We start from the raw sequence: 20,515 nt of genomic DNA, 5'->3' as shown, positions 1-20,515 counted from the left end.
GCGAGGAGTATCACGATGATCGACGAGCGCCAGACGCATGGGCGCGGCACCATGACCTCGGATCGCAAGACCGCGCACCAGGCCGCCTGGAGCCCGGATAGCTGGCGTGCGTTTCCCGTGGAACAGATGCCGGCCTATCCGGATGCGCGAGCGCTCGCGACAGTCGAAGCACAGATCGGCAAATTTCCACCGCTCGTTTTTGCAGGTGAAGCCCGTAAGCTGAAACGCGTCCTGGGCGAGGTGGCGCACGGCCGGGCTTTCCTGCTTCAGGGGGGCGACTGCGCCGAGGCCTTTGCCGAGCATGCGGCCGACAACATTCGTGATTTTTTCCGTGTGTTCCTGCAAATGGCTGTCGTCATGACATTCGCGGCGGCCTCGCCGGTCGTCAAGGTTGGGCGCATCGCGGGACAATTCGCCAAGCCACGGTCGGCCCCGAACGAGACCATCGACGGGGTGGAACTCCCGAGTTACCGGGGTGATATCGTCAATGGCATCGATTTCGACGCTGCGTCGCGCATCCCCGATCCGCAACGCCAACTCGACGCCTATCGGCAGTCGGCCGCCACCCTGAACCTGCTGCGCGCCTTCGCGACTGGCGGCTACGCAAACCTTGAGAACGCGCACCGCTGGATGCTGGGCTTCGTCAAGGACAGTCCGCAATCAGGTCGCTACGAGGAACTCGCGAGCCGCATCACCGAGACGCTCGGCTTCATGAAAGCGATAGGCCTCGATGCCGAGGCGCATCAGGAACTGCGGCAGACGGATTTCTACACGTCGCACGAGGCCCTGCTGCTCGGATACGAACAGGCGATGACGCGCGTCGACTCGACGAGCGGCGACTATTACGCGACCTCCGGTCACATGCTGTGGATCGGCGATCGCACGCGCCAGCCTGACCACGGTCACGTCGAGTATTTTCGCGGCATCAAGAACCCGATCGGGCTGAAGTGCGGTCCCTCGCTCAAGCCTGACGGGTTGCTGCGGCTCATCGATCTGCTGAATCCTGAGAACGAGGCCGGTCGGCTGACCCTGATCTGCCGGTTCGGGGCCGACAAGGTGGCTGAGCATCTGCCCGGGTTGATCCGTGCGGTCGAGCGCGAGGGCCGCACCGTCGTGTGGTCCTGCGATCCGATGCACGGCAACACCATCAAGGCGTCAACGGGCTACAAGACGCGACCGTTCGAGCGCATCATGGGTGAGATCCGCTCGTTCTTCCAGGTGCATCAGGCCGAAGGGACATACGCGGGCGGGGTTCATCTCGAGATGACGGGCAAGAACGTGACGGAATGCACGGGCGGCGCCCGCGCGATCTCCGACGCGGATCTGCACGATCGTTATCACACCTACTGCGACCCACGTCTGAACGCCGAGCAGGCGATCGAGGTCGCATTCATGGTTGCGGAGTTGCTGAAGCAGGAAAGGCAGGCCCCTGCCCAGCAGGCCGCGGCCGAGTAGGAAGCGTTACGGGTCCGAGCTCAGGGCTGCGTCGAGCAGCCTGCGGCAGGATGCTATTTCGCTGATGAGGTGTGTCAGGACCTGCGAGAATCCCTTCGGGGCTTCGTTCATCTCTACCGACTGAACCCGCTCCACGAGATCCGGTTGGTCTGATGCATCGCTGTCGCTGTCTTCGCTCTCCGGCACTTGGCCGGGCGGCAAGGCCGCGACGGCTGCCGGCCCCTGCGTCTTCAGGAGGCGTTGCACACCCCGGATCGTATAGCCGTCCTCGTAGAGCAAGCGGCGGATGACGCTCAGCAATTCTGTGTCGGCACGGCGGTAGTACCGCCGGCCGCCACCGCGCTTGAGGGGCTTGACCTGCGGGAATTTGGTTTCCCAGAACCGCAGGACGTGAGGCGGAATGCCGAGAGCCGCAGCCACTTCGCTGATGGTCCGGAAGGCGTCCGCATCCTTCTCCATGTCAATTAGTCATCCGCGTCATCGACTGAAATCGTCTGACCATTGACCCGGCTCTTAAGAATATTCGAGGGTTTGAACACCATCACCCGCCGCGGCGTAATCGGCACCTCAATGCCGGTTTTCGGATTGCGGCCGATACGCTCTCCCTTCGAGCGCACCACGAAGGAGCCGAATGACGAGAGCTTGACCACGTCACCCCGTCCGAGCGCATCCGCCATTTCGCCCAAGACCATTTCCACCAATTCTGCCGACTCAGTACGGGACAAGCCGACGCGTTGATAGACCGCCTCTGCAAGATCGGCTCGAGTGACGGTGCGGCTTGTACCGCCAACCCCGTTTTTGCTCATGTGATCCCCCACTGGCACGGATTAGCTTGAGCTCGACCCCTGGATTGGTCTGCAGAAATGGTCGGTGGCAAGCGCCTCCCCTAGAAGCGCCGCCCTTCGTCCAATCCGCATACCGGGTCGAGCCGCGTTGCAGGCACGTGCAGACCTGCGAGGCTATAAGGCAAACAAAGCGAAGCGCCCGCAAGTCGAAATCGATCGCGCGCAATATTGTGATCAACCAGGAGAGGTGGGGGTCACCAGCGGATGAGGGCGCTACCCCAGGTGAAGCCGCCGCCCATGGCCTCGATCATCACGAGGTGACCCGGCTTGATACGACCGTCACCACAAGCTTCCGCCAACGCCAGCGGAATCGAGGCTGCCGACGTATTGGCATGCAATTGAACTGTCGTGACGACCTTTTCGGGTGCGATCCCGAGCTTGGTTGCCGACGCGTCGATGATCCGACGGTTCGCCTGGTGGGGGACGAACCAGTCGAGATCGTCGGGCCCGGTGCCGGTCGCCTCGAAAGCGGCCTTCACCACATCCTCCACCATGCCGACCGCATGCCGGAACACATCCCGGCCTTCCATGCGCAGGTGCCCTGTCGATTGGGTCGTGGAGGGTCCACCGTCGACATAAAGCTTGTCGCGATGCCGACCATCGGAGCGGAGGTGCGACGTGATCACTCCACGCGGCATCTCGGTCTCGGCGGCGGCTTCGCGCGCTTCGAGCACCATGGCGCCGGCTCCGTCACCGAACAGGACGCAGGTGGTGCGGTCCTCCCAATTGAGAAGGCGCGAAAAGGTCTCAGCGCCGATGACCAGGGCACAGCGATGCGAGCCGGAGCGCAAAAACTTGTCCGCTGTGGCTACGGCGAAGACAAAGCCCGAGCAGACGGCCTGAAGATCGAAGGCCACTCCGTCGACGATCCCGAGCCCGGCCTGGACCTGGGTGGCCACGGATGGAAACGTGTAGTCCGGCGTCGACGTTGCCACGATGACGAGGTCGATGTCACGCGGGGCGCGGTCCGCCGCCAAAAGCGCTTTTCGAGCGGCAGCCGTCGCGAGCGTGGACGTGGTTTCGTCGGGTCCTGCAATATAGCGTTGGGTGATGCCCGTCCGCTGGACGATCCACTCGTCGGACGTGTCGATTCGCTCCGCCAGTTCAGCGTTGCTGACGCGCTTGGAGGGCAGGTGACCTGCCACGCCGAGAACCACGGAATTGAAGGGAGATCTGTCCCGGTTCACGGCATTGTCCGTTCGAGAGGATGTCGGTGCGACTTGATCCCGGCCGGCCACGTGCGCCCGGCGGAACTCATCATCGGTTTCAGGAGGATTCAGCGGCAGGGCTCACGCCAGGAGTTCGGATCTCCTGGGCCAATGTCAACGATTCCCGGATTTTGCTCAGGAGGTCATGGTGGGCCATCTCATAGCCCATCTCGATGGCCCCGGCAAAACCCAAGCCGTCGGTGCCACCATGACTCTTGATGACAAGCCCGTCGAGGCCGAGAAAGACGCCGCCATTGACACGCCGCGGGTCCATCTTCTCCCGCATGGCATCGAACGCCTTGCGGGCCAGCACGTAGCCGAGCTTGGACAGGAGGCTCGCCCCCATGGCGTCGCGCAGATACTGCGCGATCTGCTTCGCTGTCCCTTCCGCGGTCTTCAACGCGATGTTTCCCGTGAAGCCTTCGGTGACCACCACGTCGACTGTTCCCCGGCCGAGATCGTCGCCTTCGACGAATCCGCGATAGTCGAGATGGGGCAGGGCGGCGTCCCTCAGGAGGCGTCCGGCGGCCTTCACCTCTTCCAGGCCTTTGATCTCTTCGATGCCGACGTTGAGAAGTCCCAGGCTGGGGGTCGGAACCCCAAGGACGATCGACGCCATGGCGGCGCCCATAATGGCCATGTCGACGAGATGTTGGGCGTCCGCCCCGATAGTGGCTCCAACGTCAAGCACGATTGATCGTCCTCGCAGGGTCGGCCACAGTGCGGCGATCGCCGGGCGGTCGATCTGCGGCATCGTGCGGAGACAGACCTTCGACATGGCCATCAGCGCACCAGTGTTCCCGGCCGAGACCGCGACATCGGCATCGCCACGTTTTACCGCCTCGACCGCCATCCACATGGAGGAGACGCGGCGTCCCGTGCGGAGCGCCTGGCTGGGCTTGTCATCCATCTTGATGGCGACATCGCTATGATGCACCGTCGCGACTTTGGCCAGGGCCGCATGGCTCCTGAGCAAAGGCTCTACGAGGGCACTGTCGCCGAACAGCAGGAATGTGACGTCAGGCCGTTTTGCAGCGACGCGCGCCGCCCCCGCGAGCACCACGGAGGGACCATTGTCTCCACCCATCGCGTCGAGCGCAATGCGGATCTGAGGCGTCGAGGATCGTCTTTGTTCCGGCATCATGGCCATTGTTGATTGCGCACCCTCAGATCGTGGCCGACGGCCGTGGCTCCAGCTGTGCCAAGTCGGGCATCTGTGCGGAGCCAGAACAACTCAGATGCGCTGGAGCGACAGGCGGAATTGTGACGTCGTGACCTCCAACGAGGCGCAGTCGCTCCTCGCGAGAGGGAGTTCGCCGGCAAGCAACTCGGGAGCCTCATAGAACTCAAGAGCCGCCGCTGAAACCCTTTTGGGCCTCAGCGATCACTATGGTGCTTGGGGTGTGTTGTTCACGCCGCAGGAAAAGTGACACAGGTGTTGCGATCGATCACTCAGGCTTCTTCCATTGCGCCAGAGCCGCAAATAGCGAGGGATCCTTCTCGGCTTGGTCGGGCCCCGGCTCGAAAGCGACCCCGGGTTTGCGCGGGTAGGGGTCGAGCCCGAGCGAAAGAAACTCCGTCGCCACCGCGCCGAGATCGATCTTCCCATCAACGATCACGTCGGGCGGGTCGATCTCATAGGCCAGATCCTCGTTCGGATCGGGACTGTGCTTCTTCATCCATGCCGTGACGCCGCTTTCCGGCATGAATTGCAGATCGACGGGCTCGTCGACCACGGCGTCGAAGGGATCGAGGCTGACCGTGCAGGCCTGCGTCACCACAGCTTTGACCATTCCCGTGACGTTCACGGACGCGCTCGACGGCATCACGGTGAGTTCGGCCACCAGGCTTTTCACGGCGACGAGGCCGCAGGCCGAAGCGACGGCAAGGCACTCGGCCGGGGTGGCCTCGACCTTGAAGTTCCGGCCGCCGCTGGGCAAGGCCGCGACTGCGAAAGGACGTGACAAAGGGAGGAGACGTGGGGGCGTGTTCATCCTAGCGGCTCACGAAGCGGGCAGGATCGGGAAAAGCGATGCCGCCGTGCTGCTGCAGCACCGGCATAGGTGTGGATTGAAGGGCAGCCTCCAGCGCACCGGCATAGCGAGACAGCGTGGTGCCGTCGGACGTGCCGCCCAGGACGTTGCGACAGATCGCATCTCTGAGCGCGGGCTCATCCTGCTTTTGCAAGGCATCCTCATAGGCGGCCGTGCGGCCCTTGAACGCTTCGGCCAAGCGCTTCATGCGTTTTGGCACGCCGATATCGCTCACGCCAAGTTCGCGGAGGGCCACGTCGAATCTGGTGAACATCAGGTCGACCAGCGCTTGCGCCAGCGACTGTCCGTCCGGGCCCAGGTCGCGCAACCGTCGCAGCACCAGGGCGGCATGAAGAACCAGCAGGTCGAAACGGCCCTCGAACGTGTCGGGCACATGGAGGTCCGTGTAGAAGAATGGCGTGCGGATCTGGTGGACCAGCGCATCGTGCATACGATCTGCGGCGGCCTGCAGCGGTGTCGCGCTTGCACGCGCGAAAAGAAAACGCATTCGGTGTCCGTCAGGAGCCGCCGGTGGCATAGGCTCGGCGCAAGCTTGATTTTCCACACTCCGGGGGTTAGGCATCGCCTCGCTCGGATGCAAGAAAAATCGGCAGGCGCTCTGGACAGGCCGCACCGGCGTCCTGGCCCGGCAATCGGGGTGAAGCCCGCAGTCAACTTATCGGCCGGACCTCGCCGGTCCTTCGCCAGGAGACACGACGGTGAGTGCGATCTTTGGTGATGCGGGCCACGTGCGGCGCGCCAAGACGAAAATGCTGCAAGTCGGCCGCTGGGTCGGGATGGCCGGGCTTGTCGCTGGCCTGGGCGGATGTCTCGGCTACGACGGCGAGGTGCAGCGTGGCTATGTGGTCGACGCCTACGCGCTCGGACAGCTGAAGCCAGGAACGCCGGCCCAGACCGTGTTGACCGATCTTGGCACGCCGTCGACGACCTCGACCGTTGGCGGTGACGCCTGGTATTACATCAGTCAAAAGATCGACCGGCCTCTTGCATTTTCACCGCCCGAAGTGACGGACCAACACATCGTTGCGATCTACTTCGATAAGAAGAAAACCGTCACGCGCGTGGCCAACTACGGCATCGAGGACGGCCGCGTCATCGATATCGTCAGCCGCACGACGCCGACCGGTGGCGCCGAACAGGGCTTCCTCAAGAACCTCTTCCGCTCGCTGCTGCGCTTCAGTTCGTAAGTCTGTCCAAAGGAGCAACAAAAAAGGCCGGATCGAGTCCGGCCCTTTTTTGTTGCTCCGGGCCTCGTGTCAGTGCGCCAGGATCGCCAGCAGCAGGAGGGCCACGATGTTGGTGATCTTGATGGCAGGATTGACGGCGGGACCCGCCGTGTCCTTGTAGGGGTCGCCGACAGTATCACCAGTGACCGATGCCTTGTGGGCGTCTGAGCCTTTCAGATGACGAACCCCGTCCTTGTCGACAAAGCCGTCCTCGAAACTTTTTTTGGCATTGTCCCAGGCACCCCCGCCGGAGGTCATGGAAATGGCGACGAACAACCCGTTGACGATGACGCCGAGAAGTGAGGCCCCAAGGGCCGCGAACCCGCTCGCCTTCGATCCTGACAGAAGCAGAACGCCGTAATAGACCACGAACGGCGCCAGCACCGGCAGGAGCGACGGAAGGATCATCTCGCGGATTGCCGCCTTGGTCAGCATGTCGACGGCGCGCCCATAATCCGGCCGGTCGGTGCCGGCCATGATGCCGGGTTTCTCGCGAAACTGCCGCCGCACCTCTTCGACCACCGCGCCGGCCGCGCGCCCGACGGCCGTCATCGCGATGCCGCCGAACAGATAGGGGATCATTCCCCCGAAGATCAGGCCAGCGACGACGTAGGGGTTCGACAGGTCGAACGTGACAGTCCCGACATCGGCGAAATAGTGGAACGTGTCGCCGTGTTGGGTGAAGTAGGTGAGATCGTTCGAATAGGCGGCGAACAGCACGAGCGCGCCGAGGCCCGCCGAGCCGATCGCATAGCCTTTCGTGACGGCCTTCGTGGTGTTGCCGACCGCATCGAGGGCGTCGGTCGCGTGCCGCACCTCCTTGGGGAGGCCCGCCATTTCCGCGATGCCGCCGGCGTTGTCGGTCACGGGTCCGAAGGCATCGAGCGCCACAATCATGCCGGCGAGACCCAGCATGGTGGTGACTGCGATCGCGGTGCCGAACAGGCCCGCCAGCTGTGAGGTGCCGATAATCCCGCCGACGATCACGAGCGCCGGCAATGCGGTCGATTCGAGTGAGATCGCAAGACCCTGGATGACGTTGGTGCCGTGACCCGCGACTGAGGCCTGCGCGATCGAGACGACCGGTCGCTTTCCAGTGCCGGTGTAATATTCCGTGATCACCACGATGAGACCGGTGACCAAGAGCCCGATCAACCCGCAGTAGAAGAGGTTGAGGCCGGTGATGCTGCGACCTGCGACCTGCCCAATCTCGCCCCAGCCGATCATGAGGTGCGTGGAGACAGCCAGGCCGACGATCGACAGGGCTCCGGTCACGATGAGCCCTTTGTAGAGGGCGCCCATGATGGAACCGTTCCGCCCGAGCTTCACGAAATAGGTGCCGATGATCGACGTCACGATGCAGGTGCCGCAGATTGCGAGCGGATAAACCAGCGCCGAGCCCAACACGGCTTGGCCGGCGAAGAAAATCGAGGCCAAGACCATCGTGGCCACGACCGTCACCGCATAGGTCTCGAACAGGTCGGCCGCCATGCCGGCGCAGTCGCCGACATTGTCGCCCACATTGTCGGCGATCGTGGCCGGATTGCGCGGATCATCCTCCGGGATGTTCGCCTCGACCTTGCCGACGAGGTCGGCACCCACATCGGCGCCCTTGGTGAAGATCCCGCCGCCGAGGCGGGCAAAAATGGAGATGAGCGAGGCTCCGAAACCGAGCGCCACCAGCGAGTCGATCACTTCGCGACTACCGGGCGGCACGCCCATCGGGCCGGTCAGAACCGCGAAATAGCCGGCGACGCCGAGGAGCGCCAATCCTGCCACCAGCATCCCGGTGACAGCGCCGGCCTTGAAGGCGATTTCGAGCCCGCCCGCGAGCGAGCGTGTCGCAGCCTGAGCCGTACGTACATTCGCCCGGACCGAGACGTTCATGCCGATGAAGCCGGCGGCGCCCGACAGGACGGCGCCGATCAGAAAGCCGATGGCCACTGGCCAGGACAGAAGCAGACCGAGGATGACGAAGATGACGACGCCGACGATGCCGATCGTCGCGTATTGCCGCCGGAGGTAGGCTTGCGCACCCTCGGCGATGGCGCCTGCAATCTCTCGCATCCGGGCCGTGCCGGCATCGGCGGCGAGGACTTGTTGAACCGTTATGCCGCCGTAGACGACGGCAAGAAGCCCGGCAATGATGATGAGCCAAAGTGACACTATGATGCTCGCCTCGGTTGGGGTTTCCTCGCGCGAGACCTTATCTTTATGAACGTTTGTGGGTCCCGCCACGAAAGATGTGGCAGAAAGCCGGCGCATCCGCAACGCAGCATCTCGCGGGGCGACGTCCGCGCCGAACCCACCGGTTAAGCCGCCGCCTGCGACGTCTGGAATGCCCCATTGGGTGATCTCGGGGGGAGGGGCCGTATCGTGGAAACTCAGGATCCTTTTCTTGATCGGGCTGATCGGGACCCGCAAGGCCAGCCTGCGCCGCGAATCGAGTCCACGTTTCGCAACGGCTCGCTCACGGCCTTTAGCGTCGTCATCGGCTTTTCTCTGAGCTTTCTCACGCGCTGGGCCGAATTGCCCGGCGCTTGGCACCGTTTCGACATCGTCGCTCTGTCTGCGATCGTTCTCGGGAGCTCCTGTCAGATCGTGGCCTTGGCGCGGCTGCTGTCGATCCAGTCGCTGTTGCTCGCGCGCTATAACGGAGCGGTCCGGCTCTTCCTGACCGGACTTGGTCTCACGGCTCTGGGGGTTCTTGTCGTCGTCGGTGGGGACGTGTTCGACTATGGCGAGAAGCGCTTCGGCGGTTGACGCGCTTCACCCTTTGACGGCAACCCGGGTGGGCGTCATGCTGCCGCGATCCACGGCGCCACGGGCCTTCATGCAGGGCGGGAGACTGCCATGATCCAAACGACCATCACGCCCCTCGACAGTGTCGAGCCGCGCCGGGGCGCGGCCGTGATGCTGGAGGTGCTGCGCAGCGAGGGTGTGCGCTACATCTTCGGCAACCCTGGCACGACCGAGCTTGCGCTGATGGATGCCCTAACGGAGGCACCGGACATCGGTTATATCTGGGGACTGCAGGAGGCGAGTGTCGTCGCCATGGCGGATGGTTATGCCAATGCGTCCGGCCGCCCCGGTTTCGTCAATCTGCACACGGCAGGGGGCCTCGGCCACGCCATGGGGGCGTTGATCAACGCTCAGGTGTCGAACACGCCGCTGGTCGTCACGGCAGGTCAGCAGGACATGCGGCACAATCTGACCGATCCATTGCTCTTCGGCGATCTTGTGAGGATCGCCAGCCCGGCCATGAAATGGGCGACCGAAATCATCACGCCCGACCAGATCCCCGTTCTCATCCGCCGCGCTTTCCATGATTGCACGGCCGCGCCCTCCGGCCCGGTGTTCCTGTCGCTGCCCATGAACGTCATGGAGCAGATGAGCACGGTCGAGATCGCCGAGGTGTCGACCATCGACCGCGCGGCGGTCGCGGGCTCGCTCGATGTGCTTTCCGACAGGCTGTCGGCCATCAAACCCGGCCGCATCGCCATCATCGCGGGCGACGAGATCTCACCTTCGGGGGCCAGCGCCGAGGCGGTCGCGCTCGCCGAAGTCTTCGGGGCGCCGGTCTTCGGATCGTCCTGGCCCGCTCATATCCCGTTCCCGACTGCGCATCCGCTATGGTGCGGCAACCTGCCCACCAAGGCCTCCGAGATCCGCGCGATCCTTGAGCCCTATGACGCGGTCTTCGCTCTTGGGGGCAAATCGCTGATCACCATCCTGTATTCCGACGGGCCCGCGGTGCCGCAGTCCTGCCAGGTGTTCCAGCTCTCCTCCGACGTGCGCGATCTCGGTCGCACCTACGCGACGGCGCTCTCCTGCATGGGGGACATCAAGGCGTCCCTGAAAGTTCTCCTGCCGATGCTCGACCGCAAGCTGGCCCGCCACCGCGGTGCCATTGCGACGCTTAGGGATGAGGCGGGGCGGGCCCGTGAAGCGCGCCGGTCGGCGCTTCGCGACAGAGCCCGAGCCGAGTTCGACGCGCCTGTAACGACGCCTTTCGTGGCGGCTTCAGAAGTCGTGCGGGCGATCGGACCGCAGGTGGCGATCATCGATGAGGCGCCGGCCACGATGATCAATGTCCGCTCGCTGCTCGAATCCTCCTCGGCCCGGCAATATTCCGCCTGCCGTGGAGGAGGTCTCGGTTGGGGCATGCCGGCCGCGGTCGGCTGGTCGCTCGGGCTCGACCGCCAGCCCGTTGTCTCGCTCGTGGGCGACGGGGCCTCGCTCTACTCGCCCCAGGCTTTGTGGACGGCGGCCTATGAGAAACTGCCGGTGACCTTCGTGGTCATGAACAATCGTGAATACAACATCCTCAAGAATTTCTCGAAATCGCAGCCGCACTATCTCAGCCCGCGCAAGAACCGCTTCATCGCCATGGACATCACCGACCCTCCGATCGATTTCCTGGCGCTTGCGACCTCAATGGGTGTGGCGGGCCGCCGCGTCGTTCGCGCCTCCGATATCGCAGGGGCGGTCGAAGAAGGTATCGCGTCAGGGGTACCGAATGTGATCGAAGTCCCGATCAGCGTGAACTGATCCCGTTTGAAAAGCGCTCGATCAGCCTCGGCTAAGGCTCACGCCACGGAGGCCAGTGCCGTCGCGGTGGGGCGATGATCGGGTTCATCTTCAGCAATCGAGAAGTCATTGCGGCTACGCCGCTTGGTGCGATACAGCGCGCTATCGGCCTGAGCCAACAGAGCGTGGGGGATGGCGGCCGGCGTAGACGCGAGCGCGATGCCGATGCTGACCCCAAGCGAGATTTGTTGGCCTTGGATGTCAAACGGCTCTGTTATGAGCCCGATGATGCGTTGGGCCAACTGAGCCGCCTCCAGTTCCTGCCGAAGGCCGCATTGCACGATGACGAACTCATCCCCGCCCACGCGGGCAAGCATATCGCCAAGTCGCAAGCTCATTCGGACGCGTGTCGCAAAGGCCTCCAGAAGTCCATCGCCGACTGCGTGCCCGTAACGATCATTGGCTTCCTTGAACCAATCCAGATCCAGGCAATGCACGGCGACCGAACGTTCCGGCTCCAGGCGCGCGAGCGTCTGCTCCAGAAATCGGTTCAGGGACAGTCGGTTGGGGAGGCGGGTCAGAGGATCGGCGTTGGCCTGCAAGGCGAACGATCGAGCATCGCCCATCAACTGGGTCCGAACTCGGGCATTCGACACCACGATCCGCACAGCGATCGAGATGTTGGTCGCCAAAATGCCTGCAAAGGTCAGATGAACGAGGTCGTTCCGGATCAGGAGTACGAAGAGAGGCGGAGCGGCCGCACATGCTAACGGGTAGAGAGCTGGCCCCACGCGGCCCGAGACCCGAGCGACTGAGTCCACCAGGACGCTGAACAGGGCCAAGAACCACATGAGCTCGGAGGTCGGGTCTTGGCTCATGGCGATTCGCATGCCGGCGGCACCAAGCACGGCCGCTCCTGCCGCGCTGGCCACCACATACCGCGTCTCCCACGCGCTCAAGGTCTTGCGATCCGGGTCGGTGGGACAAGCGGATTTGTAGAACAGAATGACACCGACACGGGCTGCCAATGCGAGAAGCCCCAGAAACACAAGCTCGACCAGGATGACGTCCGCCAGACGTCCGGCCGCAATGGCGCAAGCCACCACCTGGAGAAGACCCAAGACCAATACGGACGCGAGATTGCTGTAGAGGGAAGCAATCATGTCTTCGTACACAGAAGTCGGAACCGGACCCTGATCGAACAACTTGACGAGCATCGTCGACATCCTTTTGGAGCAGCCGATGTTCCGATTGGCCCTTCGTCCACAGGACTTTCGGGGCCGACGGAAGCTCATTGGTGGCAGGTTCGCGCTGCAGCAACCTTAATGAGCCGGAGAAAATGATCCTTAGCCTTGCCGGACAATGAACGAACTATTGGGCTTTCGACCTTTGCCGAAGCCCTTGGCGCATCGGGCAGTCTATCGTTTGACTTGCCGAACCATTCTGAGGATCAGACATGCCTGGCGCTTGCAAAAGAACCGCAGCGCGTTCCGCTCAGGAGCATAACGCAGTTTCGATGTCAGAAATGTTGGAATGAGCCTCGGTCGAAGGTGAGTGAAGAGCCGCTCAGGTCATGAAACAGGACCTCATCCGAACCAGCAAGAACTTGGCCGATCCGTGTGACCCGTTCTCCTGCCTCTGCGGCCGCCCGCTCGAAAAGCAAAGCATGATCCGGTGCGACAGTGGCGAGGATCTCGTAGTCGTCACCGCCCGTGACCGCCGTCTCAAAGGCTCGCCGATCGATGGCAACAGCGTGCTGTGCCGCAGCAGACAGAGGAATGCGCGCGGTATCGATGCTGCCGCCCACGCGGGCCACCCGCAGCATCTTGCGAAGGTCGCCCACAAGACCGTCGGAGACGTCCATCCCCGCATGCGCATGATCTCGAAGCGCGCCCCGGAGCGCGAGGCGGGGCCGCGGTCGCAGGTAACGGTCGCCGAGGTGGGCGAGGTCTTCCGCCTGCATCCCCGCGCGGAGAATGCTTCCAAGGGCAGGCGGGTCGTCGTTCAAGCGCAGCGTGAGGCCGAGGGCGGCATCACCGATCGTCCCCGACACATAGATGAGATCGCCAGGCTGGGCCCCCGTTCGGGGCAGCATACGGCCACGAGGCACTGTCCCGAAGGCGGTGATGGAGAGAGTGAGCGGCCCGGGGGTCCGTACGGTGTCGCCGCCGAGAAGCGGACAGCCGTGCATTTCGGCCGCGGCCCGCAGCCCCTCTGCGAAACGTGCCAGCCACTCCGCAGGGTGGCGGTCATGCAGTGCCAGGGCGAGAAGAAAGCCGGTGGGCTCGGCCGCTTTGGCGGCCAGATCCGACAGGTTCACGCCGAGGGCCTTCACGGCGATTGCCTCGGGCGGATCGTCGGGAAAAAAATGCACGCCCTCCACCAACGCGTCGACCGTCACCACCAGATCCTCGTCCGGCCGGAGCGAGACCACGGCCGCATCATCGCGCAATCCAAATCCTCCCGGTCCCGCCATCGGGGCGAACAGGGTGGCGATGATATCGTCCTCGGAGAGGCTCACAGGCTGTCCACGGCCAGGATCCCGACGGTGGCCTTCAATTGGCTCGCCATATCGGGTGTAACCTGAAAACGGTCGCGAAGTTTCACCTCGACGCGACGGCGGCCCTCGAGGTCGACGACGATCGAGATTTCGCGATCGCCCTTGGTGGTGAGACAACGCGCGATGACCGGAAGAGCCTCCTCGTCGCTCACATGGATGCGAAGTCCCTTTTGCACACGCGCCGCGGCTTCATCGAGGCGTTCCACCGCCGTGATGCGAGCCCGAACCTCATCCCCGTCGGCGCTGGCCTGAATCGTCACGAGCACGGCGGCGCCCTTCTCAAGCAGGTCGCGATAGTCGTTCAGGGCTTCTGAGAACAGGATCGCCTCGAATTGCCCGGTCGGATCGGACAGCTCGACGATGCCGATCTTATTGCCGGATTTCGTCCGCCGCTCCTGCCGGTCGAGCACCGTGACCGCGATACGATCGCTCGCGGCGCCGCCCGCTCTAACGCTGCGGGCAAATTGCGCCCAGGGCTTGGCGCGCATCCGCACCAGCACGTCCTTGTATTCATCGAGCGGGTGACCCGACAGGAAAAACCCGACCGCCTCGAATTCCTTGCGCAGGCGCTGTGCGGCCGACCAGGGAGCGACCTTGGGAAGTTTCAGCGAATTGCCGCCGTCGTGGCCGAAGAGGGCGCTTTGCCCGGCCGACATATCGTCCGCCGTGCGGTTGGCGAGCGCCAGCATCGGTTCGACGGCCGCCGCCGCCTTGGCGCGGTCGGGTTCGAGATCGTCGAAGGCGCCGGCCGCCACCAGCGTTTCGAGCGCCTTCTTGTTGACCTCGCGGGGGTTCACCCGCCGCGCGAAATCGTCGAGCGAGGTGAAAGGCTTCGTGCCGCGCGCCGCGACGATCGCCCTCATCTGCCCTTCGCCGGCCCCCTTGATGGCCGAAAGCGCATAGCGCATCGCCGGAGGCCCGTCCCGCGGCACTTCGAAATCCACGCCGGACTTGTTGACCGACGGCGGCTCCACCTTGATGCCGAGACGCTGTGCCTCGTTGCGGAATTCCGCCAGCTTGTCGGTGTTGCTCTTGTCGAGGGTCATCGACGCGGCCAGGAACTCGACCGGGAAGTTCGCTTTGAGATAGGCGGTCTGGTACGAAATGAGCGCATAGGCGGCGGCATGGCTTTTATTGAAGCCATAGTCTGCGAATTTGGCCAACATATCAAAGATCTCGTCGGCCTTGTTCTTCGGAATGCCTCCCGCGACGCAACCGTCCACGAACCGGGCGCGCTGGGCGTCCATCTCGGCCTTGATCTTCTTGCCCATGGCGCGGCGCAGCATGTCGGCCTCTCCGAGCGAGTAGCCTGAGAGCACCTGGGCCGCCTGCATCACCTGTTCCTGGTAGATGATCACCCCGAAGGTCTCGCGCAGCACGGGCTCGAGTTTCTCGTGAATGTATTCGGGCTGCTCCTCTCCGAGCTTGCGGGCGCAATAGACCGGGATATTCGCCATCGGGCCCGGCCGGTAGAGCGCCACGAGCGCAATGATGTCCTCCAAGCGGTCTGCCCGCATCTCGACAAGGGCCTTGCGCATGCCCGCGCTTTCCACCTGGAACACGCCGACCGTCTCACCACGCCCGAGCATCTGATAGGTTTTCTTGTCGTCGAGCGGAATCGCCGAGAGGTCCAAGGCGACCCCGCGCTGCGCAATGAGTTTCACGCAAACCTTGAGCACCGTGAGGGTCTTGAGGCCCAGGAAGTCGAATTTGACCAGTCCCGCCGGTTCGACCCATTTCATGTTGAATTGGGTCGCCGGCATGTCGGATTTCGGATCGCGGTAGAGCGGCACCAGTTCGTGCAGCGGCCGGTCGCCGATCACGATGCCCGCTGCGTGGGTCGAGGCGTTGGAATAGAGGCCTTCCAGCGTGCCGGCGATCCTCAGGAGGTTCGCCACCTTCTGGTCCTCCTCGGCGGCCTCCCGCAGCTTCGGCTCGCCCTCGATGGCCTGAGCCAGAGTCACCGGATTGGCCGGGTTCTGCGGCACGAGCTTGGCAAGGCGGTCGACCTGCCCGAGCGACATCTCCAGCACGCGGCCGACATTGCGCAGGACGCCGCGCGCCAAGAACGACCCGAAGGTGATGATCTGCGCCACGCGGTCCCGCCCGTAACGATCGCGCACATAGGCGATCACCTCATCGCGTCGGTCCTGGCAAAAGTCGATGTCGAAATCCGGCATCGACACGCGTTCGGGATTGAGGAAGCGCTCGAACAGCAGATCGAAGCGGATCGGGTCAAGGTCGGTGATGGTGAGCGCATAGGCCACAAGAGAGCCGGCGCCCGAGCCACGGCCCGGCCCCACGGGGATCTCCTGGGCCTTGGCCCATTTGATGAAGTCCGACACGATCAGGAAGTAGCCGGGGAACTGCATCTTGACGATCGTGTCGAGCTCGAAGGCGAGCCGCTTCTGGTAATCGTCCGCCGTGAAGCCGGGGGCGAGGCCATGCGCGCCGAGGCGGGCCGTGAGCCCCGCTTCGGCCTGCTCGCGCAATGACAGCGCCGCATCGAGCGGCGTGCCGTCGAGCGTCGTGTAGAGGGGCAGGATCGGTTTGCGGGTGCGCGGCCGATGATGACAGCGCCGGGCGATCTCGACCGAATTGGCGGTCGCCTCAGGCAGATCCTTGAAGAGCGCCACCATCTCGGCGCGCGTCTTGAACCGATGTTCCGGCGACAGACGACGCCGGTCCGGCGTGCCCACCGCGGCTCCTTCGGCGATGCAGATCAGGGCGTCATGCGCTTCGTGATCGCTGAGGCTCGCAAAGAAGGGTTCGTTGGTGGCCACAAGCCGGATGTCGTTCCGGTAGGCGAGATCGATCAGTTGCGGCTCGACCTGTCGTTCGGCGTCGATCCCGTGCCGCTGCAATTCGATGTAGAGACGCTCAGGACCGAAAATGTCGACGAGGCGTTTGAGCCTCGCGCTCGCGGCCTCGGCGCGATCGAGTCTGAGAGCTGTGTCGACCGGGCCGCTCGGCCCTCCGGTGAGAGCGATCAGTCCCCCACATTCGTGAGCCAGCCGATCGATCGACAGGCCTGCGGGTTCACCCGGCTCCGGATCCAGGAAGGCCTGGGTCGCGAGGCGCATCAGATTCGTGTATCCGGCCTCGCTCTGCGAAAGCAGCACGACCGAAGCGCGCCCCGCTTTGCCCAAATCGAAGCGGCCGCCGAGCGCCGCCCCATCCCCGAAGTCGACGGACACCTGCAATCCGACGATCGGCTGGATGCCTTCTTTGGCCAGCTTCTCTGAAAACTCCAGCGCGCCGAAAAGGTTGTTGGTGTCCGTGATGGCCAGGGCCGGCATCCGGTCGGCTGCGGCGAGTTTCGTCAGCTTGGCGATCGTCAGGGCGCCTTCGCGCAGCGAGAACGACGTGTGTACGTGCAGGTGGACGAAACCGGGATCGTTAGCCGCAGTCATGATGGATAGGACACCTCAGAGGCCGTTGGATTGTACCTTGCGGCTCGGCAGGGCCCTGCGTCGAGTCCGCGCCGCCGGCAATCAACATCTATCACGCACCGGACCAGGCGCGGGCTATGCACGCGATGGCGCCGAGAAAGGACGCCAGAAGCGACAGCTCGACGATGTCCTCGATGATACCTCGGAAAACAACCATATCCGCCTCCTGTGTTCATGATATGTTCTAATGCGGTAAGGCCGGTTCCGCAATTCATGTTTTGTTCTTTCGCGCGTCGAGGACCCTTCCGCGATCGACAGCGTCAATGGTTCGTAAAGATCACGCAGGAAAGCCGAATTTTCCTGAGACCCTGCGGGACCGACCGGCCGAGTTGCATGTTGAAGCCAAGGCTGCGATGTGAGCGGGCCGCTAATCGCTGTTCCAGGCGGTTGGTATGACGAGAGTAGGAACCGAATGACCCTGGGCCTTTGCGCGGCGATCTTTGCCTTGGTTATGACGGGCGTCCAGCTTGTCAGTACGTTGATCGCTCGATTCCGCTGCCCGGCGCGACGAACCCATCTCGCGCCGCCCCCCGAAGCGCCGGCCATCAGCCTCGTTCGACCTGTGTGCGGCGTCGACAATTTCGCCGAGGAAACGCTTCGTTCGGCGTACCGTCTCGACTATCCCACTTATGAGATGATTTTTTGCGTGGCGGATCCCGACGATCCGGTCGTCCCGCTCATCAACCGCCTCATTGCCGCCTATCCCCATGTGCCGAGCCGCCTGCTGTTCGGCGACGACCGGATCAGCGCCAACCCGAAGCTCAACAACTGCGTCAAGGGCTGGAATGCGGCGCGCCATCCCTGGATCGTGATGGCGGATTCGAACGTACTGATGCCGCGGGACTATCTCCAACGCTGCCTCGCAGCATGGAAACCGAATACCGGGCTTGTGTGCTCCACGCCGATCGGCTCCCAGCCCGGCAATTTCTGGGCCGAGATGGAGTGCGGGTTCCTCAACACCCTGCAGGCGCGGTGGCAATATGTCGGTGAGGCCGTTGGGCTCGGCTTCGCGCAGGGCAAGACGATGTTGTGGCAGCGTGACTTTCTCAACAGCAATGGCGGGATCGAGGCGCTTGGGGCCGAAATCGCCGAGGACGCTGCTTCGACCAAGCTGGTGCGCCGCCAGGGGCGGCACGTTCATCTTGTCGATTCCCCGTTCGAACAACCGCTCGGCATCCGCACCGCCGCCGAGGTCTGGGCACGCCAAGTGCGTTGGGCGCGGTTGCGGCGCAAAACGTTTCCTCCCTTCTTCGCGTTGGAAATCCTCACCGGATGCGTGCTGCCGGTGCTCGCGACCGCCTATGCGGCGTGGTCCTATGATTACGACGGCCTTCTGGCCGGTCTGCTCGTTGCCGCGATCTGGATGGCCGCCGAGGTGCAACTGGCGCTTGCGGCTGGCTGGCGCGTGACGTGGGCCTCACCGTTCATCTGGCTGCTGCGCGATCTCTCGCTGCCGGTGCTGCATGCGGTGGGATGGGGCGCCGACGATTTCGTCTGGCGCGGCAACGCGATGGATGTGGGGGAAAGCAAGCCGAGCCTGGGGGTCGAATAGGCGCCCAGGCATGACGCGTGAAGGCACACGCATCTTCGGCCACGTGTTCACGCCGCGTCATGATCCACGTCCTGATTAGGACGGTCGAACATCGAACGCTGATTCAAGAATCCAATCGTGCCGGGGGTGCGGAAGACAAATGGTCGGAGTGGCGGGATTCGAACCCACGACCCCTAGTCCCCCAGACTAGTGCGCTAACCGGGCTGCGCTACACTCCGACGACCTTCCGGTTCGGGCCGTATAGGGTGTTTCCCGGCGGCCTGCAATGCTCGATTTGAGGGAGGGTCGCTGCCTTGGGGAAAACAAGCGAGGGTTGAGTCGCCGAGAGCCCGCTCTGCGGTCGGGAGGACGCGGTCGAAAGCCGTCATGGCGTGGTCTGGACAGGCCTCACCCATCCGCAGGCTGATCCCCCGCCGCCCGAGAGCACGAGGGTGCTGCCGGTCACGCCGCCAAGAATGGCGACGACCACGACGAGGCTTGCGACAAAAGTCTGTCGCCATGTCAGAATCGATCTCTGCTGCATCACCATGGGCCTGCCAGCCCAGTACAGCGTGCCATCGTGACCAATGCCGAGGTTTTCCAGGTCTTCGAGAGAGATCGGTCGGACGTTGATCGGCCATCCCGCTTCGGCATTCATCGGCGTTCCTCTCGAGCATGGGCGCGCTCAGATCGGCGCCTCTTGTCTGCTCATTTAAGACGAACATAAACGCCGGCAAATGGCCGCGCCGCCAGTGCTTTAGAGATTTGCCAAGGATTGTGCCCGCATCGGATCGCGAGCTTTACAGCGGCGGGTCGCAGTGAGCCACGAAGGCGGCGATCCGACCGATCGTCGGCGCGTCGAGGAGAAGAGGCGCGTGGCCCTGTCCCAGCACGGTGAAGAGCGTGGCCTGTGGATGACGTGCCAGCATGGCCTCGGCTGTCGGCGCCGTAAGCAGGTCCGAATTCTCGCCGCGAATGATCAGGAGAGGAATGTGGTTCAGTCCTTCGAACTGTGGCCAGAGTTCGGGAATGGCGTCGAGATCCATCGCGGCGAGGTTGTGGATCAATCCTGGATCGTAGCGGGACATGAGGACACCGTCCTGCTCGCGAAAGGTCAGGCGCGCATAGGCAAGCCAGTCCTCATCGGACAGGCTGGTAAAATGGAGACCCGCAATGCGTTTGATGGCGTCGACCGCCTCGGCCCAGTCCTTGGGCTGCGGCAGCTTGCCGATGTAGCCTTTGATCCGGCGGAGGCCGTCAGGAGCGATCACCGGACCGATGTCGTTGATGACGGCGGCGGCCAGGAAGGCCGGACGCAGGGCCCCAAGCAGCATGATGTGCAGGCCGCCCCGGGACGTGCCGACGAAGACCGCGCGTGGGACATCGCGCGCCGTCAGCACATCGGCGATATCGTTCGACTCGACCATCAGATCGTAGTTCTTCGGCTCGCGATCCCAATCCGATAGACCTCGGCCCCGATAGTCGAGCGCGAGAACCCGCCGACCCGGTTCGGCGAGGGATCGCGCGAGAGCGTCGAAATCTTCTGCCGTGCGCGACAAGCCGGGCAAGCAAACGACCGGGAGTTGCGTCGAGGCGTTCTCACCATACTCACGCACATGCAGGCGCAAACCGTCCCGCGATGTCACGAAGTGGC

At 63.6% G+C, this 20,515-nt stretch carries 17 protein-coding genes and 1 tRNA gene; 5 read left to right on the top strand and 13 right to left on the bottom strand.

Going from position 1 to position 20,515, the window contains the following annotated elements:
- Positions 1-51: 51 nt before the first annotated feature.
- The gene (locus M8523_RS22275; protein WP_282587129.1) at positions 52-1,455 is read left to right on the top strand and encodes a class II 3-deoxy-7-phosphoheptulonate synthase; all 1,404 of its coding nucleotides are present in this window, start codon (positions 52-54) and stop codon (positions 1,453-1,455) included.
- Positions 1,456-1,461: 6 nt separating this feature from the next.
- Here M8523_RS22275 and M8523_RS22270 read toward each other — a convergent pair whose 3' ends face one another.
- The 6 genes from M8523_RS22270 to M8523_RS22245 form a co-directional block, all read right to left on the bottom strand.
- Positions 1,462-1,914, bottom strand: a complete 453-nt coding sequence (locus tag M8523_RS22270; protein ID WP_282587104.1) for a MerR family transcriptional regulator — start codon at positions 1,912-1,914, stop codon at positions 1,462-1,464.
- A 5-nt stretch (positions 1,915-1,919) separates the two neighbouring features.
- A complete protein-coding gene (locus M8523_RS22265) occupies positions 1,920-2,261 on the bottom strand; it encodes an integration host factor subunit alpha (RefSeq protein ID WP_282587103.1) in 342 nt (113 codons plus the stop codon).
- A gap of 233 nt (positions 2,262-2,494) precedes the next feature.
- Positions 2,495-3,487 (bottom strand): beta-ketoacyl-ACP synthase III, encoded by a 993-nt coding sequence (locus M8523_RS22260; RefSeq protein ID WP_282587102.1) that lies wholly within the window; start codon positions 3,485-3,487, stop codon positions 2,495-2,497.
- A gap of 79 nt (positions 3,488-3,566) precedes the next feature.
- Entirely contained in the window at positions 3,567-4,649 is a 1,083-nt protein-coding gene (gene plsX, locus M8523_RS22255) for a phosphate acyltransferase PlsX (protein WP_282587101.1), read from the bottom strand.
- A 307-nt stretch (positions 4,650-4,956) separates the two neighbouring features.
- A complete protein-coding gene (locus tag M8523_RS22250; protein ID WP_282587100.1) occupies positions 4,957-5,502 on the bottom strand; it encodes a YceD family protein in 546 nt (181 codons plus the stop codon).
- A 1-nt stretch (position 5,503) separates the two neighbouring features.
- Complete coding sequence (locus tag M8523_RS22245; protein WP_282587099.1) at positions 5,504-6,049, bottom strand: ubiquinol-cytochrome C chaperone family protein; 546 nt, start codon at positions 6,047-6,049, stop codon at positions 5,504-5,506.
- 211 nt (positions 6,050-6,260) lie between these two features.
- Between M8523_RS22245 and M8523_RS22240 the strand changes: the two genes are divergently transcribed.
- Entirely contained in the window at positions 6,261-6,749 is a 489-nt protein-coding gene (locus M8523_RS22240) for an outer membrane protein assembly factor BamE (RefSeq protein WP_282587098.1), read from the top strand.
- A gap of 69 nt (positions 6,750-6,818) precedes the next feature.
- On the opposite strand, the gene M8523_RS22235 is transcribed toward M8523_RS22240, so the two are convergent.
- Entirely contained in the window at positions 6,819-9,053 is a 2,235-nt protein-coding gene (locus M8523_RS22235) for a sodium-translocating pyrophosphatase (RefSeq protein ID WP_428351038.1), read from the bottom strand.
- A gap of 111 nt (positions 9,054-9,164) precedes the next feature.
- Between M8523_RS22235 and M8523_RS22230 the strand changes: the two genes are divergently transcribed.
- Complete coding sequence (locus M8523_RS22230; protein ID WP_282587096.1) at positions 9,165-9,551, top strand: hypothetical protein; 387 nt, start codon at positions 9,165-9,167, stop codon at positions 9,549-9,551.
- 90 nt (positions 9,552-9,641) lie between these two features.
- On the top strand, positions 9,642-11,339 hold the full coding sequence (locus M8523_RS22225) for a thiamine pyrophosphate-binding protein (protein WP_282587095.1): 1,698 nt from the start codon (positions 9,642-9,644) through the stop codon (positions 11,337-11,339).
- A 38-nt stretch (positions 11,340-11,377) separates the two neighbouring features.
- Here M8523_RS22225 and M8523_RS22220 read toward each other — a convergent pair whose 3' ends face one another.
- The 3 genes from M8523_RS22220 to dnaE all read right to left on the bottom strand — a co-directional run bounded on the left by M8523_RS22220 (position 11,378) and on the right by dnaE (position 17,291).
- Entirely contained in the window at positions 11,378-12,535 is a 1,158-nt protein-coding gene (locus M8523_RS22220) for a diguanylate cyclase domain-containing protein (protein ID WP_282587094.1), read from the bottom strand.
- 302 nt (positions 12,536-12,837) lie between these two features.
- Positions 12,838-13,794 (bottom strand): thiamine-phosphate kinase, encoded by a 957-nt coding sequence (gene thiL, locus M8523_RS22215; protein WP_282587128.1) that lies wholly within the window; start codon positions 13,792-13,794, stop codon positions 12,838-12,840.
- A 41-nt stretch (positions 13,795-13,835) separates the two neighbouring features.
- On the bottom strand, positions 13,836-17,291 hold the full coding sequence (dnaE, locus tag M8523_RS22210; protein WP_282587093.1) for a DNA polymerase III subunit alpha: 3,456 nt from the start codon (positions 17,289-17,291) through the stop codon (positions 13,836-13,838).
- Positions 17,292-17,742: 451 nt separating this feature from the next.
- Here dnaE and M8523_RS22205 point away from each other — a divergent pair, with 451 nt between their 5' ends.
- Positions 17,743-18,882, top strand: coding sequence for a ceramide glucosyltransferase (locus M8523_RS22205; RefSeq protein ID WP_282587092.1), 1,140 nt, complete (start codon positions 17,743-17,745; stop codon positions 18,880-18,882).
- 140 nt (positions 18,883-19,022) lie between these two features.
- On the opposite strand, the gene M8523_RS22200 is transcribed toward M8523_RS22205, so the two are convergent.
- From M8523_RS22200 to M8523_RS22190, 3 genes are all read right to left on the bottom strand, one after another.
- Positions 19,023-19,100 (bottom strand) — tRNA-Pro (locus M8523_RS22200).
- Positions 19,101-19,246: 146 nt separating this feature from the next.
- Positions 19,247-19,519, bottom strand: a complete 273-nt coding sequence (locus tag M8523_RS22195) for a hypothetical protein (RefSeq protein WP_282587091.1) — start codon at positions 19,517-19,519, stop codon at positions 19,247-19,249.
- Positions 19,520-19,661: 142 nt separating this feature from the next.
- On the bottom strand, positions 19,662-20,507 hold the full coding sequence (locus M8523_RS22190; RefSeq protein ID WP_282587090.1) for an alpha/beta fold hydrolase: 846 nt from the start codon (positions 20,505-20,507) through the stop codon (positions 19,662-19,664).
- Between the last annotated feature and the right edge of the window lie 8 nt (positions 20,508-20,515).

The sequence above is a fragment of the Lichenifustis flavocetrariae genome, assembly GCF_026130545.1.
Classification (GTDB): Bacteria; Pseudomonadota; Alphaproteobacteria; order Rhizobiales; family Beijerinckiaceae; genus Lichenihabitans; species Lichenihabitans flavocetrariae.
Note: the sequence above shows the minus strand (reverse complement) of the source record. Positions and strands in the feature narration are given on the sequence as shown.